The 16781-nt window shown below is 45.4% G+C and carries 10 protein-coding genes; 5 read left to right on the forward strand and 5 right to left on the reverse strand.

All coding sequences use genetic code 11. From position 1 onward, the window contains the following. Positions 1–55 precede the first annotated feature (55 nt). The 5 genes from ACYVD4_RS04570 to ACYVD4_RS04590 are packed head-to-tail and all read left to right on the forward strand — an operon-like array spanning position 56 to position 2395. Positions 56–733 (forward strand): transposase, encoded by a 678-nt coding sequence (locus ACYVD4_RS04570; protein WP_460942833.1) that lies wholly within the window; start codon positions 56–58, stop codon positions 731–733. Next, positions 727–1080 (forward strand): hypothetical protein, encoded by a 354-nt coding sequence (locus tag ACYVD4_RS04575; protein WP_460942835.1) that lies wholly within the window; start codon positions 727–729, stop codon positions 1078–1080. Before ACYVD4_RS04570 ends, ACYVD4_RS04575 begins: the two co-directional genes overlap by 7 nt. Beyond that, positions 1043–1576: a Mu transposase domain-containing protein gene (locus ACYVD4_RS04580; RefSeq protein ID WP_460942837.1), complete on the forward strand. Its 534-nt coding sequence runs from the start codon at positions 1043–1045 to the stop codon at positions 1574–1576. The genes ACYVD4_RS04575 and ACYVD4_RS04580 overlap by 38 nt, the downstream gene beginning before the upstream one ends. Before the next feature lie 56 nt (positions 1577–1632). Next, positions 1633–2085 carry an ATP-binding protein gene (locus tag ACYVD4_RS04585; protein WP_460942839.1) on the forward strand — a complete coding sequence of 151 codons (453 nt, stop codon included), beginning with the start codon at positions 1633–1635 and terminating at the stop codon, positions 2083–2085. Continuing rightward, complete coding sequence (locus ACYVD4_RS04590) at positions 2003–2395, forward strand: ATP-binding protein (RefSeq protein ID WP_460942841.1); 393 nt, start codon at positions 2003–2005, stop codon at positions 2393–2395. Before ACYVD4_RS04585 ends, ACYVD4_RS04590 begins: the two co-directional genes overlap by 83 nt. A gap of 3 nt (positions 2396–2398) precedes the next feature. Here ACYVD4_RS04590 and ACYVD4_RS04595 read toward each other — a convergent pair whose 3' ends face one another. The 5 genes from ACYVD4_RS04595 to ACYVD4_RS04615 form a co-directional block, all read right to left on the reverse strand. Further along, positions 2399–2815: a DNA/RNA non-specific endonuclease gene (locus tag ACYVD4_RS04595; protein WP_460943006.1), complete on the reverse strand. Its 417-nt coding sequence runs from the start codon at positions 2813–2815 to the stop codon at positions 2399–2401. A gap of 343 nt (positions 2816–3158) precedes the next feature. Continuing rightward, positions 3159–7028, reverse strand: coding sequence for a YCF48-related protein (locus tag ACYVD4_RS04600; RefSeq protein WP_460942843.1), 3870 nt, complete (start codon positions 7026–7028; stop codon positions 3159–3161). Between the two features lie 794 nt (positions 7029–7822). Continuing rightward, the gene (locus ACYVD4_RS04605; protein ID WP_460942845.1) at positions 7823–13903 is read right to left on the reverse strand and encodes an SdrD B-like domain-containing protein; all 6081 of its coding nucleotides are present in this window, start codon (positions 13901–13903) and stop codon (positions 7823–7825) included. Positions 13904–14796: 893 nt separating this feature from the next. Beyond that, positions 14797–15792: a family 43 glycosylhydrolase gene (locus ACYVD4_RS04610; protein ID WP_460942847.1), complete on the reverse strand. Its 996-nt coding sequence runs from the start codon at positions 15790–15792 to the stop codon at positions 14797–14799. Between the two features lie 61 nt (positions 15793–15853). After that, positions 15854–16444, reverse strand: coding sequence for a hypothetical protein (locus ACYVD4_RS04615; RefSeq protein ID WP_460942849.1), 591 nt, complete (start codon positions 16442–16444; stop codon positions 15854–15856). Positions 16445–16781 lie beyond the last annotated feature (337 nt).

Raw genomic sequence — 16781 nt, forward strand, 5'->3', positions numbered from 1 at the left:
GTAGTTTTCGGAGGTAATTGACCCACCCCCGACTATGGCTAATCACCGAGTTCCTATGCACTTGCTGCGCCAAATCCTGCTGCTCAAACAACAGGGCAAATCCATCCGAGACATTGCCCGATCGCTGGCAATCGCCCGTAATACCATTCGCGGGTATTTACGCCTTTTGCCCCAAACCGATCTAACAGCTCTATTGAGCCAGACCGATGCTCAACTCAATCTGCTCATTCAACCCCCACCCGCTGGCCCACTGGTTGGTAGTCGACTGGCTGAGTTACAAAAGCGTCTCCCCGTTATTGATCGACAACTAGCCTGCACCGGCGTAACTCGCTATGACCTGTGGTTAGCCTACAGGGGGGAGCAACCTAAGGGCTATCAATACACCCAGTTCTGTCACCATTATCGGCAGTGGCGCCAGACTCAGCAACTCACCATGCACTTCGAACACAAAGCGGGTGACAAAGTATTTGTCGATTTTGCCGGTAAACGCCTCTCGCTGGTTGATGAGATAAGCGGGGAAGTAAAGTCGGTTGAGTTTTTCGTCGCCGTGTTAGGTTGCAGTCAGTTGACCTATGCTCAAGCCATTACCAGTCAACGCACGGAGGACTTTATCGAGGCCTTGCAAAATGCCCTGTGCTACTTTGGCGGAGTACCAGCAGCCATTGTACCCGATAATCTCAAAGCGGCTGTTATCCGGCCGATCGCTATGAACCCCAGATTAACGAGATGCTGAGCGATTTTGCGCTTCACTACCAGACCACGATCCTGCCGGCCCGTAGCGGCAAGCCCCGTGACAAGGCGCTGGTGGAAGGAACCGTCAATATCCTTTACAACCGGGTGTACGCTCCGCTTCGCAACCGCGTCTTTCACCGGTTGGATGAGCTCAATGCCGCCATCCTGGAACGGGTCGATGCCCACAATCAGATGCTGTTTAGTGGCAAAGAGTACAGCTGGAGAACTCGTTTTGAAGTCTATGAGCAAGGAGCATCTCAAGCCACTACCCACCAGTATCTATCAGATCAAACACCATTTGGTGGCTCGTGTGCAGAAAAACTGTCACGTACTGCTCTCGGAAGATAAGCATTATTACAGTGTCCCCTATCGCTACGCTGGCAAGCGAGTTCGACTCATCTATACCCAAAGCACAGTTGAAATATATGTTCATTATGAGCGGATTGCCATCCACCAACGGGACAGAAGTAAGTATCATTACTCGACCACTAAAGGTCTTTTACCCAGCACCCAGCAATGGGTGAATGATTGGAACCCAGCCTCCTTCATTCGATGGGCAGGCCACATTGGCCCTCAAACCCAACGCGCCGTTGAAGTAGTATTAGGCAGTCGGGCTCATCCCGAACAGGCCTATAAATCCTGTCAAGGCATCTTGAGTCTGGAAAAGAAAGTCGGCGTTGATCGCCTGGAGCGGGCTTGTGAGCGCGCCCTTTGCTATCAAAGTGTCAGTTACAAAGTCATCCGCTCCATTCTGGAACGAGGGCTATATAGCTTACCCGAATCAACACCTAACCTGATTACAGCCACTCATGAGAATATACGGGGCGCAACCGCCTACCAATAATTACAAAGGCGGCCGCCGCGCGGGGAAAAAGAAAAGACTATAAAACCAAGCGAACTATGAATAACCAGGCGACACTAGATCGATTACGTGAACTCAAACTGACGGGCATGTTCCAGGCCTTTGAAGCGCTCTTACAACTACCAGTTCATCAACAGCCACCGGCTGACGAGTTGTTGGCTCAACTCACCGATGCCGAGCACGAATACCGTCAGCAACGCAAGACGCAAATGGCCATCCGAGCGGCTCGCTTCCGCTATACGGCATCCTTGGAAGAACTTCATTACGGGGAGGGGCGGAATCTGGATAAGACAGCTATCTTACGCTTAGCCGATTGTCGCTTCATTGATCGTTCGGAAAACATCTTCCTGACGGGTGCCACCGGCTGTGGGAAAACCGGGCCGCCGGTGCGGTTATATAGCCTCGGCCTTGGGGTATCAGGCCTGTCAGTTAGGCTACCGGGTTGGCTATCACCATCTGATCAAGCTGTTGCAGCGTCTACAACTGGCTAAGGCTGACGGCTCTTATCAGAAGGAGATGAATCGACTTGAGCGCCTACACTTGTTAATCCTGGATGACTGGGGTCTTCAGTCGCTGGACCAACATGCTCAACTGGCTCTGTTACAGATCATGGAAGATCGGCATGGGAAAGCGGCCACCATCATTACCTCGCAACTGCCGGTCAGCAAATGGCATGAGTATATTGGTGAACCTACCCTGGCCGATGCCATTCTGGATCGGATCACTCATAAAGCCCATCGACTAGAGTTGAAGAGAGAATCGATGCGTCGTAAACAGCGGGTTGTTACAGATAAACAATGATCACTAACTTTGAGTGATTCCTACTTCAAAACGGGGTGGGTTAGTTTGCCCCGAAATACCTGGGTCAGCATCTCCGTAATACATAGATGCAACCAGATCACGACAATAATCCTCTAACCGTAGCCAAGATTGCCGGTTGAACTGTGGTGCCTGCGGTACAATGTTGGTCAAGATAAATGTAGTCCTATTTTCTTCCGCTGTACTGTCCCGATCATCGGGGGGACAAAGGTGCCCACGGTCGAAACCGGTATTCGTGTAGTCAGCATGTCTAGCCTGGTACCAGCTTGAGGGCAACGATTGGTCAGGAATAAAATTGCCAGCATAGCGAGTAGCTGATCCTTTCCAGGCAGTAGATAGATGCCAACTTACCCAGTTAGCAATACCAGTAGAATTGTTAAGATAGTGAATAGGTTGGACGATTAATCAGGTAGGCGTTATGGCTGGATTCTGTTGGCTTTGCACCGTCAGGATTGCCCATCGCCATATTATCGTCTCGGGTAGGTGTGGTATTCTGTGAGACGTCAACAGATCGCTGTTTACATTGCTCGAATGCCCCTAGGAGTAAAAGAGAAATAACTACTTTATACAGCCCTTTCATCTCGACAAAATTCAGTTGGTTACGAAGCCCCAATTACTCTCTTTTTAAGGTGGTAAGGTGGTAAACTCCTATATACGGCCTTTACCATTACCACCTTGAAAAATGAGTAATATAGCCTTGCGGTACTTTCATTGATAGCCTAAGAATTCACGCTAACAATCATTTTTACTGACTATTAAATAAAAGTTTTGACTGGCTATTGTAGCGTAGTTTTGCTTTGCTATCAAAAAAATCAAGAAAATGAGCATAACCTTTATATGTTTCCGGTAACGCTATAGAATGTTTTAATAAAACACGATCATTGCCTGTTGGAAGGCGCTTACACGACCAAATTGCCGGGTCAGACCAGTCACCATCTTTTATTGAATATTCAACTTGCTCACCTGAAATAGTTAAAACAGGGCTGATAGCAGTTCCACATCCATTGGTAGCTACACAATAAAAGGATTTTATGTCACGAGTGGAAAGACCTGTCAAGCTTAAGGTAGCACTGGTTTGACCTGGCAGGAGCGTTTTTTCAGGATGCTTATACCATTGATAACTTAATGGACTACTTGCGACTCCAGTGGCCAATTGTAAAGCAGCTGGCTGATTAGCACCTTTACAAATTATTGTATCGCTTGAAAGAGGGACCAGATTACAAGGTGTACTGCCATGCCGAATACTGGTATTCAAAGCATACGCCGTATGCTCATCAATGGTGGCAAGAGGCCAGACTGTCCTTGAGCGTTTTGGCATTTTATTCCAGCTTTTCCCGCCGTCAATCGTCTTATACAAGCCTCCCCAATACCCTATATCCTTATTAAAAAATGTAAATTTTGACCCGTAGCTCTGGTCCTCATCATTCAAAATAGGCTCAAATGTATTCCATGATCTACCGCCATCATGAGTGACTTTCAATCTACGATCATTCATAAAGCCTGTGTTAGCATCCGTAAAGTACATACTTATAACGGGAAGTCCGCCCCTTGCACCTTGCCCAACCAACTTCCAGGTCAAACCACCGTCTACAGTCTGATATATCTGACCATTATATTTTCCCTCTTCTCCTGTGCAAAAGCCAACCTGTGTATCAACAAATGAGAATATCGGTGTATTTGTGAAGGTAGGTGCTGCTACCTGTATCCAGGTGTTACCTCCATCTGAAGTTTTAAATACTTGATTTGTATTACTAATTCTTAGCCAGTTTAGATCGTCGATAAAGTAAGACCTTTGAAATTTCTCAGCAAAATTAATAGGGTAATAAACTCTTTCCGGTAAGAATGGGGCAGGTGTAAGTTTTCGTTGCCAAGATTGTCCACCATCTGAGGTTACCCAGACAGCATCTTGTGTAGTCAAAAAGCCAGTCAGTGAATTTAGAAAGTATACTTCAAAAAGTCGCTCCGTTTCAGGCAGCAATACTTTTTTCCAAGACAAGCCACCGTCTGTTGATTTATGATAATAACTAACTAGTGTAAAAGAAGTGTAAATACTGTAATAGCCTTGTATGAATACTTGGGCGGGCCCAACCATATAGCTTTCTTTATCTGTCCGAAAGGCAATTGAACGAGGAATGATGTAAGTTAGATCACAGCTCCTTTCCCAATTTGCCCCCAAATCTGTTGAAGTTAGAGTCAGTCTGTCTGTTCGGCCGGGGTAATTATAGTCAACACCCGCCCCAAATATTACCACCTGCTGACCCTGGATACTAAGTTTCTTTAGTTGAATTTCGATCGGGGTACTTGTATTAAGTAATGTCCAACTCAAACCTCCATCACTTGTTTTATAGATATAACCGGTTGCTGGCTTCGCTCCGCCTGAATCATCATACCTCCCTGCTTTACCACCAATGACAATCCCTCGTTGAGCGTCTGCAAAACGAATATCATAAACATTAATCGGTTCATATTGATTAGGGAGCCGATCAGGTAAGTCGATTTTCGTCCAGGTAACTCCTCCATTGGTTGTATGATAGACATCTGTATTTTGGTTTAATTGGCCAAATATCCAAATATCATCAGCAGAAATGGCATGCAATCGTGTGATACCTGCCACCCCTGTTGGAATGAGGTGCTTGTGCCAAGTTATCCCTCCGTCCGTAGAGATGGCGATACGATCCCGAATGCTGTAATCATTATTGACGAGTGCTGTGAATCCGACAATTGTTGAGCTTCCAATAAAACAGGGTTTAACCTTTTGTTGTAAATACCATCCATTATCATCAAGCAAAAACTGTGGGCTATTAGAGAGTTTATCAAAAGAGTAGCCGCCGTTTGTAGTCTTATAAAGAGTGTAATAAGACCCAAACGCGGACGGTTTAGCCAACATATACCCTACAGAATCGTTGACAAAATGAACTGAGAATGATTCTAAGTTTATATCATCAATTTTAGGAAAGAGTCGTTTCCAAGTTAATCCCCCATCTTCTGTTTTAAATATATTAGGGCGGCCACGACTTATAACAAAGCCAAGATTTGCTGATGGAAAGGAAATATCAGCATACAGCGCGTTATCAGCATCACATACATCTAGTGTTTGCCACTGTCGCCCTCCATTAATCGATTTTATCAGTTCGGTTCCCGATAAAGCATAAAGGATTAAAGGCGTTGGCTGCTCAACACGTCTTATAATACCGATGTCATCGCCTATATTATTGACCTGCACGCAATCGTTTGATCGAAGAGATTTAGCTATTGGAGAATAAGCTGAATAACCTCCCCCTTTCTTTGCCCGTATACGATAATAGTAACTGATACCTGCCCGTACCTGACCATCCTGAAAGGTGGTAATACCCGCTGCCACACTACTGATCAATTGAAATGAAGTAGAAGACTGCTCAGATCGTTCAATTTCAAAGCTCTCTTCGCCGTCGGATACATCCTGCCAGCTTATAACATTTGTAAACGAAGTCCATTCAGTAACAACTGGCAAAGCTGGAGCGGCAAAGTATGTGGCTTCTAATTCCGCAAGCGGTCGACTGTAAAGCTTATAATAAAATATATATTGACTAACAGGAGAAGGATCTACTACTATCGTATAAATACGCCCATCAGTGATCATCAAATTAGCTTGGACGCTAACGTCGCTGCCATAAATTACTCTTGGTTTAATTCCTTCACGACAGTTAGTCCAAGAAGATGCGGCTGTTGTTTTCCATACATCACCCTTTGCTGACGCGTAAAAGTGCCCAGCCGTATATGTAATATTTATATCAACGGGCATATGGATTCCGCCGTATTCATTGTAGCTGAACTCTGTCTGAGTCCAGGAGTGTCCACCATCTTTGGATGTATATAGGGATACTTTTTTTCCAATGTAACTACCTATTCTATCATACCAATCCTCAGAGGTGCCGACTGCAATATCGTTCGAATTCACGCAAAGGGCAGTGGCGGTACTATTACCTACTGACAGAGACAGAGGCTCCCAAGTCTGAGCATCATTGGTTGAAACGAGTAGACGTTTAGCAGTTAATAAATACCACTTATTGTTAGCCCAACTGATGAATTGCCTTGGTCTCTGGTTCGGAGAATCATTAGCCGCTTCTGTTATTACAAATGGTTCTGACCATGTATTACCTTCATCGGTTGAGGTCGCAGTTCTACCGTCACTCAATAGGGCAATAAATTTATGGGGGGACAGAACAAGTTGTAAGACACTAACATCAACAGAGAAGTTAGGGCTTGAATTAGTATCCACAAAGTTTTTAACTAGCTGCCAGTTTATGCCCTCATCTGTGGAGCGATATAGTCCATGATTGGTGCATCCAAAAAGAAAGTTTTGATAAGTAACAATTTGATTTACCATTATCAAACCATTGTTCTCCAGGGGGCTGACATTTCCCTGATAATGAAGTTTCCACTTCTTTATCCATGTGTCTCCATTATCCTCTGACACGTATAATCCATTAATCGCTGTACTAACCCACAGCTTGTTATGCCATTCAAATATATTGGTAACAGGACTATCGAAATTGGTCGGAAAGGAGACAAATTGAGCTTTAGAAACACAAATAGTAATTACAACAAATAAAGCAGTTAATAAACGGTAGTGCATAAACTAGTTTTTAGGAGTAGGGCGGGCGATTGAGACGTAAAAAGTATACATAATAATAAATTTACCTTACTTATTTACCTAACGGTATAAAAATAAGCCCTAATGTTGGCAGCATATTATTGAGTATATTATTCAACAAATTAAGAATTACCTATTCCTCAAACTTTACTTACTTAACAATTACCTCATGCCCATACTCTTGGAATAAAGCAAGTCCATAATATCCTGGCTCTGCATATTGATCGCGTTAACTTAAGAGCGTATCCCTATCAACGATAATAAGATAAAAAAGTCTAGCTTAGAAACTATTTTTTAAGTCAAATCCCAGTGCTAATAAAAAATATTCCACATATTTTCATCCTTATTTGTACCCAAAAAGAGATATTTATGTTTAATTAATTCACTATCAGTTACTTATATCTAAACTTTAATTTTCTAAAGAGAAACTAAAGCCCGAAATCAAAGCCGTGGCGAACCACTAAGAACAAAAAAGCCCCTCAATTGGGGCTTTTTTTGTTTAGGTCACTCAACTGGCAAATTAATATAATAAGGGCTATTTAATGATCTACTTATGAACCACACGGCAGCGACCGGGGGTAAAAGATAGTCTTAAGAAAGCATTGTCACTTGATAATCAGAGATATAAATCCATCATTTACGTTAAATTACTTTTTCTCAGATGTTATAGAACAAAGTACCCATATAGCATAGTCGTTATTATAAAAAGTAAACCCGGCACAGTAAAGCGTAGTGCCGGGTTTATTCTTTATAAAATACCTATTCGTTAGAAACAACTAGCGGATAGGATCGCCGATACGTCGGGCCCGTTTGGTTTGCTGGAGCACGAAGGGCACACAAATCTCTGCCGGACATCCACAAACTGTTGGGATCAGCAGTACCGTCACATCTGTATAACAACCCGCCTGATTATACACCCGCACCGTATACGCCTGAGCGATGGTCGGATTCGCCAGATTGTTGGCAATGACACCATTCGCCGGAATCACCTGAGGAGCACCCGAGACCGAGCTGCTGAAGCTACTGCCCAGCGAATACTGATAGGTATAACCTGGCTGGAATCCACTTAGTACAATCTGGCCGTCCGACTGGGCTACATTACCTATACAATTAACAGGGATGGTAGCGGCCTGATAACGCGGAATGGTATCTTCTTCAACAATAAAGGGACAGCAACTGAATTCAGGGCATTGGCCACTCTGGTTGTCAACGCGCAACGTATAAGCACCGATAGCCGTAACACTAAGGATGTTGGTGGTTGCATTCGCAATGGGTTGTCCATCTTTATACCATTGGTATGTGCTTTGTCCGGCCGGGGCTGTTAGTGTAAACTCAAATAAATCATCGGAACAAACACGAGCCGGAATGGAGGTACAAACCGAGGCTGTGTCGCCGGGAATATAGGCCGTATTGTGTAGAATGCCTGTACTATCGGCGATACTTTGCAAGGTAAGCGACAGACTTTGTCCAGCTCCGATGGATGAGACCGCCCAAGTATTTACTGGTGTTCCCTGAGTAAAGGTAGTTCCAGCAGGTGCCGTTGCCGAATTAGCCACGTAAGTTAGCCCCAATCCCATCGAATCGCGCACGACCACGTTGCTAGCGGAGTTATTACCTGTATTGGTCAATACAACTGTGTAAGAGATAACTTCCCCAAGTCGGGCTCTGGATTTATCAACGAATTTTTGGATTTCAAGAGCCACTGCCGTACAACTCACTGGCGCGGTATACTGGGCCGAGGTTGTACCACAACCCGCCAACGTAGCGGTAACCGTATGAGCGGCTCCATCAGAAGGCAAGCCATTGAAAATGGCTGGGAAAATCACCTGTCCGCTACTGGCAGGAATGTTAGCTGTTATGCTGGCCGTTCCAGTGGCGACAGTTACTACACCGCCTGCTGGATTCGTCAAACTCACTAATACCGTCATCGAATACGTATTCGTCGCTGTAACACACAAGCCTGGCGTGGCCGTTGCGCTTAAACTACAAACAGGCGCTATTGAACAAGAAGCCGGGGCCGTGTATGTGGTCGATGCCGAGCTACAGGCCGTTGCCGAACTCGTGACCGTAACGGTATGCAGAGCACCGTCGCTCTGAATGGTGGTGTAGCTGAAATTAATACTAGTGGTACTGGCATTAGCCGTCAGCGATCGAACATAGCTGCCATCGGTTAGCGTAAGCGTCTGGCTGCCTGGGCTGTTGGTTAAATAAATCGTACCACTCAATACATATAGATTGGTAGTCGGATTACAGTTGGCTCCAGATGCTGTGACGGATAGGCCACAGACAGGTGTTACTGAACAACTGACTGGTGCGGTATACTGGGCCGAGGTTGTGCCACAACCCGCCAACGTAGCGGTAACCGTGTGAGCGGCTCCATCAGAAGCCAAGCCAGGGAATTCAACCGTATACGTAGCAACAGGTGCGGCTGAAGTAGCAAAGGTGGCACTCAGAGCGCCATTGGTAATGGTGAGAATACCTATCGTTGGGTTCTGAATAGTCACCACAGCCGTTGCTGAGTAGGCATTGGTGGCACTGGCACAGAGACCTGCTGTTACGTTAGCGGTCAGACTACACACGGGGGCCACCGAACAACTTACTGGCGCGGTGTACTGGGCCGAGGTTGTGCCACAACCCGCTAACGTAGCGGTAACCGTATGAGGTGCCCCATCCGAAGTTAATCCGTTGAAGGTGGCTGTATACGTAGCGGAGTTAACTGCCGTGGTGGCAAAAGTCAGACTTTGAGCCCCGTTAGTTACCGTCAGGATACCCGGTATTGGATTGGTCAATGTTACTACGGCAACTGCTGAGTAGGTATTGGTGGCCGAAGCACACAGCCCTGCCGTTACGTTAGCGGTCAGGCTACAGATCGGTGCCACTGAGCAAGAAACGGGCGCGGTATATTGAACTGACGTAGTGCTACAACTGGGCAAACTTGCCGTAACGGTATGGGCGACTCCATCGGAGGTTAGTCCAACAAATATAGCTGTGTAAGCTACAGGCCCTGTCGCGTTGGTGGTCGCTAGGGTTGCACTTTGAGCCCCATGCGTAATGGTCAGTACGCCAGCCACCGGATTCTGCACCGTTACCACGGCTGTTGCCGAATAGGTATTGGTAGCAGAAGCACATAGTCCAGCGGTTACGTTGGCCGTTAGACTACAGACTGGTGCTACTGAGCAAGTCACTGGGGCCGTATAGGTTTGACTCACCGGAGCGCAAGCCGAATTGGAATAACTCGCCGTTAATATATACGTCTGACCATTGCTTACCAAACCACTATAACTAAACGTACCAGAGGCATTGCCGGCTGGTAGTGTCAAACTACGTGGCGTGAAGGCTCCTGAACTAATGGTTAACGTACCCGAAGTTGGTACGTTGCTTGTGCTGATCATGCCAGAAAGGACGTAGCTATTGGTCGCCGACAGACACAGTCCGGGTGTAACTGTAAGATCTATACCACAGGGGGCTACTGTGCAGCTTACCGGCGCCGTGAAAACGGCACTGGCCGAGCCACAATCAGACAGGTTGGCGGTAATTGTTTGGGAAGCTCCATTAGAAAGCAGCCCTGTGAACGAGAAAGGCAATGTCTGCGTAGCACTCGTTACGTTTAACGTGGTACTGCCAACACCTGTAGAAACAACCAGTGCACCCGATGTAGCATTGGTCAGACTAACAGTACCGGACAAGGTATATTGGTTAGTTGCTGGATTACAGACACCCGGTGTAGTACTGATGTTTATAATCGGATCTTTAACCAGCACATTAACTGTATCGCTTGAACTACAAGACTCATACGGATACAAGCTTATGTCGTCGATACCAAAGTTATTGCCTGGCCCCAACAAATTATCATCAATAATGGCCAGTGTTACTGAACTGGTTGTTGGCGTAAACGTGTACAAATACTGCCGCCAGATACAGGTTCCTATACCCGTAAAGTCGAGTGTAGCGCCACTGGTCTGTCCATCAATAGTTGTTCGAAGAATAGGTAAATTCGACGCTGAAAACGAAGTGGCCCAATACGAAAACTGATACGCTACATTGGGTATCACTGTGTAGGTTTGATACCAGATCCGTTGATTAGCAACAGTTGAACCATTGATAATCAGCATATTTCCTGTAATTGAACCTCCGTTAGTGTGATCATTACAGGCAGTTCCCATACTGTTGGCCGTAACCGAAGCGGGCTGACCGACCTGGTACGTACCGGTAGCAGTTGTCGAAATGGCGGCTGTATAATCACTTGAAAAACCCGTATTGCCGCTATTGAAATTGCTATTCTGTACCAAATTCGTTGTTCCCAGAAAAGCACTCGGCGTGCTCTGGGTTACTACGTAGCTACCACTCATGGCACCTGTAGCATTAGGCCGCTGCAACACTGCACCCGTAGCCGTGAAATTATTCGGCCCTGTCCAACTATAGGTTGCGTTGCTGGAACTACTCGTAGCAGTTAGCGAGATGGTCTGTCCTACACATATTGTTGTACTGGTAGCTGTTACGGTAGCACAACTAAAGCCAATATCGTACGAGTGATTGATACCGACTTCGGTTCCGGTTGTCAACGTAATCACCGCCTGCCCACCTGTGAGCTGAGCATCGCTGTCGAGTTCATCATTACCACCCAGATTGGCTCCTGTGAGCCCTAGATTTTGAATGGGCAATTGGCTAGCCACAACACGAATCTGATACGTAGTGTTAGGTAAAAGGCCACCGGGTACGTTCGATAAGTTAAAGTAGTACTCGCCGTTAGCGTCTGTTGTGGTCGTAGCGACCAGAGTGTTATTCGAGTAGAGCGTAACAGTAAGCCCAGAAATCCCCGGCTCGCCCGCATCCTGAACCCCATCTTTATCAATATCGGTCCAGATTCGGTTACCAATCTCACCCAGATCAGGCGAAGGTATGGGCTCAATGTCGCCTAAACCAACGGCTTTGGCAAAGTAACCAGCGCCACCACCATTAGTATACAAATTAACACCATCAGATTTACTACCATTCGTGTTATCGAGCCAAAGCACACCACCACTATTGATCGTATTTTCTGGGTCCATAGCTGTCAGCAGAATTTCGTTTTTGCCCGGTACGTAGGCTAAACCGCCAAACGGCGTCTCGAAGTGAGTTATTTCTGACCCTGCCCCCCCAACATAATATTCGCCCCAGTAAAACTCCCGGCCACCTGGAGCCGCTGTCTGAGAACCCGTATAGCCATTTACCGTAAACGGGTTGGGCATTGATGTGGTTTTAGTTCCTCCCGTGCCATTAGTAATTCCGTTATTCTCAATTGTGTAGGTTCCATTTGCATTTCGGCCAGCCCGCAAAATATCCCCCGCCGATACGTAGCTGACCAAAGTTGTACTACCCGTTACCGGCGGAAAGTTACCCGAGCCAAACTGAATACCGCCCCGGTCCAGAAATCCCAGAATCATATCGCCACTTCCATCAATTTCTATATCGGATAAGATAGGCTGAGCATAGTTTCCTCCCCCCCGAGAAGCATTTTCCTCATATCCACCCGTTTGCGTAGTTGCATTGTAAGCCGCCAGCATTACGCCTGCGTAATCGTTTGTCCAGGGCTTCCAGCCAAAATTGTTACCGTATGCGTTGTTACCCCCAGGGTCCTGCCGTAAATAGTTCAACGGAAACGATAAACGGGGCGTGGTTACCCAGCTGTTGGTGGCTGGATTATATTCATATACTGAGGCTGACAAGTTAGCCCACGTTTGCGATACGCCCGCGCTACAAACCATACCCAGATATAGTTTATCACCGGTCCCATCGTTGTGTACTTTCAACGCCCAAGGACGCGCTGTTCCATTTGTGCAGGGGGGCGTAGCGATATACGGAGGAGCCGGTAAAGCCGTCAACGACCCCGCTACCGCGTTGCCATTTGCATCGATGCTGATACGATATACTAATCGATCATTCAGATTGACCACATAGAGCGTACTTTCATCGGTCGATAAATCGATGTCACCAATACCAGCTATACCCACTTTCGCAAACGCATCCAGATCGTAACTAGGTGCAGCCAACGTAGCAGGCAGGTCGCGTCCTGTCACTGAACCCACACTAGCCCCCAGATCATAAAACAACGAAGTTGTATTGGGCTTATAGGGGTCAGCCTTATAAATAGCTCCGATTCCATTGGGTCCAAAACCGACATGGCGACGAACCACCGAGGCCATATATAGCCGCTCCTTATTTTTGGCGTAGGCCATTCCCCAAATAGCCCCTACCTGCCCCAGTGTAGACGACGCAAATTTGGCCTTACTATAATAATTAATTCCGGCAATGGCCGTTTCGGATGCCGACTGGGAACCACCAGTCTGAGAGTCGCCATTAGCGTAACAACTGGTAAACAGGTGATAACCATAGGTATCATAATCCGCTTGCGACAATACGCCCAGACTAACTGTAGTAGCAGGGGCGCTCACAAACTGAATCAGGGTTTTACTGTTGGTACCAAAAGCAGTAGGAAAGGCTCCAGCAGGCAAACTGGAAAATTCGACCCGCACAGACGTACCGTTGGGTACGCTAATGGAATAATTACCATTAGCGTCTGAGGTAGCCGTAGCACCTACCTGCGCACCAACGTTGTTAAAGGCTCTAACCGTTACGTTCGCCACGCCGGGTTCGCTCACTATACTACTGGTTTGCCGAATACCATCTCCAGTATAATCTCGAAAAACGGTACCAGAAACCTGAGCATGAGCCTGATTGGTTAGACACAAAAGACCGGCAATAATCGCACCGAGGTAGCCAATCTTTATTTCTACGTTGCTGTTGCTATTTCTGGCTAATAAAGCCATTATCTGATTCGCAATGAGGTCTTTGGCATCAGAAAGTACAGATATTTTCATAGTAAACTCGTTCGGTGTATGTATGTAAACGTCAATGCATATAAGGTCTCTGTTTCAGAGAAAAAGAAGGCGGACTTGTTGTTAATCTGATTGGTTAAAAACCAATATATCTTGTTGTTTTTTTGCAGCACCCAATAATCACTGTAAGGGAAATAACTATCGCCCCTAGAAATTCTATAGTAACCAATCCTCCGACAAATACTTATTATCTACAATTCATCAGCAAATAGTGTGCCCTACAAACAAATAGGTAACTATCATTGGTACTTAGTCAATTATGTTAGTATATTTACTATATAATATACATTTAAGTATATCGAAACGTATTATTAGCACACAAAACGTCTATTTAACAAAATTTGCAATATGCCCTCAAATAGTATGCCGTTTGTATATTTTTGACTACAAACCAGAATAGTAGTTTGATTTGTAGTCAAAAACATACACTTCACTAGCATTATTTTATGCTATGCTGCTTAATCCACCAGATAAAAGCTTAGAACGAGGTGAACAGGATGTAGCTGAAACTTTAGGTAGTTCCCCGGTAATATATGCTAGATTTTATAACTATACTTGAAAGCGCAATAGGTATGAATTTCGCATAACCTATAGTCTATCAACCTTTTATATTGCTCTATTTGTATTCAGTTCAGTAGCAGTAAGAGGTTACTCAGAAACTTGTCGGTAAGTAGTCTCAGTAGAAAAGTGCTTTTCGAGTTAACACTAAACAAGGTTTATTGCAGAAGGCATGACCCTGGTTCGCTATACAAGATCATAGACGCAGACACACCTCTTCTAATTATTACTCTTTGGCAACAGAGACGCTACGTCCTGTCGGTCATAGTAATGATTCGCAGAATGGCCTAACCAAGAAAGGAGAAAATCAGATTAAATTATAAACGTGGAGTGTCTTTTTGCCACGTCACTTCCTGGTTGGAAAGAAACCAGCTTCTGCCCTTGTCGTTGTTTCCCTGAAAGAATAAATACGTTTTACCGATTGGGGTTTTGAAAATATGCGGATGGCCAGATTCGCTGCTGTTCCAACTACCGGATGGGCCGTTTTTCAGAAATGGTTCGGCTTGAATTCGTTCCCAATGAAGGCCATCTTTACTACGTGCAATACCTATTTGTTGAGGCCAATTATTGTACGCTCCTGCATAAAACATAACCAATTCATTACCCCGCTGAATAACGGAAGGAGCTTCTATACACTCTCCTTCCCAGGCATATTGTGGCTTCAGAATTGGCCCATCAGTTGCCACCTGTTTCCAGTCTTCTTTATTAAAATTAGTAGATGCCGGAGCCACTGCCACGCCCAATTGCTGAATCTTGTACGATGGATCACGTGTGGCGAAATACAGAAAATACTGATTGTTGAAGAAGAACACCTCAGCATCGATAGCACGTCCACACGACCACTCACTTACCGCCGGATGAAAGATTGGATTGGTTGGGTTGCGGGTAAAATGAATACCATCTGATGAGAACGCGTGGCAAATCGCATCGTTCTTTCCGTTTCCGTAGGTTTGGTAAAACAAATGGACTTTCCCATCACGGACTAATGCGCCCGGCGCACAAAATCCTTTTTTCTCGTAGTCGGCGCTGGAGGCAATCTCGGCCACTTTACGCCAGTTCATCAAATCTTTACTTTCGGCAATACCAATGCCCCAATGATCGGCACGTGTCGAGTCTTTTCCGGTTGGAACAGAGTAATAAAGCAAGTACCGTTTATTAAACCAGACCACATGCGGGTCTTTTGCATACCCTTGTTTTTTATGTGTAGTGTCGGCAAATAACATTGGCGGACGTACCGATTGCGCGTTTAGCCGTGTATACTGGCCTGTTAACAGTAGAGCAAAAACGAAAAGAATTAATCTGACTACCTGCATCACACTTTCGGGTCAATATTTCCAATAAGCAAGGTAGACATAGCGTTTTTCTACTTTACAATCATCGTCCATTAATGACGTTATAAAACTCATCGAGAAATGGGTCGGCATCCTGAAGTTCACACTCCGACGAGAGTTCGGCCATTTGTTGGTTGCTAATAATGAGTCGATTAAACTCTTCCTGCTGGCAATCACTATTGAAGCCTTTTGCATGAACTGCCAGTGTCAGAATATCTCCATTTTCCCAGATTTCTCCTTTTAAAAGCATCGACTTATCGGTACTCTGATCGCAAAACGTCAATCGGCTCTCAGGGCTGGCAACCCCTTTGCCGTGCTTCTTAACAAAAGCGCGTTCTATGTCAGCATTGTAATCGCAGGAGATGCGAAAGAGTTTATCGTCGTAAAAGAATAAATATAGATTGGTAAACGTAACGCCACCTATTTCGACACCGCCCGACGCAAACGTGCGAATGTGCGAACAGGACAAGGTCAGTGTGCCTTTAGCATTTGCCTTTTCCAATTCCCGAAACTTTGCCGAGTTCAAGGAGTCAGGCGTGGTAACATCTATACGATACGCTCCCAAACCTGTTACGTTGGGTTGAGCACGTAGCGGCAATGCCAGCAAACAAAATAATAGTATAACGTAGTACATTCAGGCTATATGGCTTAAATACGCTGGTATTGTGAATTCTTTTCAGATTTTGTGTGTCCAGAAGATTTTACAGGAAAACCAGTCTCAAGGAAAAAGATTAAGTAACCGTTCAATACGTCCTATATTGCATCGTATCAAATTCATGCAGCCACTTGTGTTCGCCTATACGACTTGTATTCTGTACAAAATAAATTGATAATTAACAGTTTCCATTAAAATTTTACAGATACCTATAGGTTATATACGCTTGTTTACTATGTTTGCCATGCCCGATTCGGTGTTAACGCGATGACCGATTAATAAGACCTTTATATCAACATTTGTCAGCCCACCAGAA

It is taken from the genome of Spirosoma daeguense, assembly GCF_054776875.1.

Bases quoted from the DNA above. Each gene is read 5' to 3' on its own strand.
- ACYVD4_RS04570 (WP_460942833.1), top strand. From the start codon at position 56: ATGCACTTGCTGCGCCAAATCCTGCTGCTCAAACAACAGGGCAAATCC.
- ACYVD4_RS04575 (WP_460942835.1), top strand. From the start codon at position 727: ATGCTGAGCGATTTTGCGCTTCACTACCAGACCACGATCCTGCCGGCC.
- ACYVD4_RS04585 (WP_460942839.1), top strand. From the start codon at position 1,633: ATGAATAACCAGGCGACACTAGATCGATTACGTGAACTCAAACTGACG.
- ACYVD4_RS04600 (WP_460942843.1), bottom strand. From the start codon at position 7,028: ATGCACTACCGTTTATTAACTGCTTTATTTGTTGTAATTACTATTTGT.
- ACYVD4_RS04605 (WP_460942845.1), bottom strand. From the start codon at position 13,903: ATGAAAATATCTGTACTTTCTGATGCCAAAGACCTCATTGCGAATCAG.
- ACYVD4_RS04610 (WP_460942847.1), bottom strand. From the start codon at position 15,792: ATGCAGGTAGTCAGATTAATTCTTTTCGTTTTTGCTCTACTGTTAACA.
- ACYVD4_RS04615 (WP_460942849.1), bottom strand. From the start codon at position 16,444: ATGTACTACGTTATACTATTATTTTGTTTGCTGGCATTGCCGCTACGT.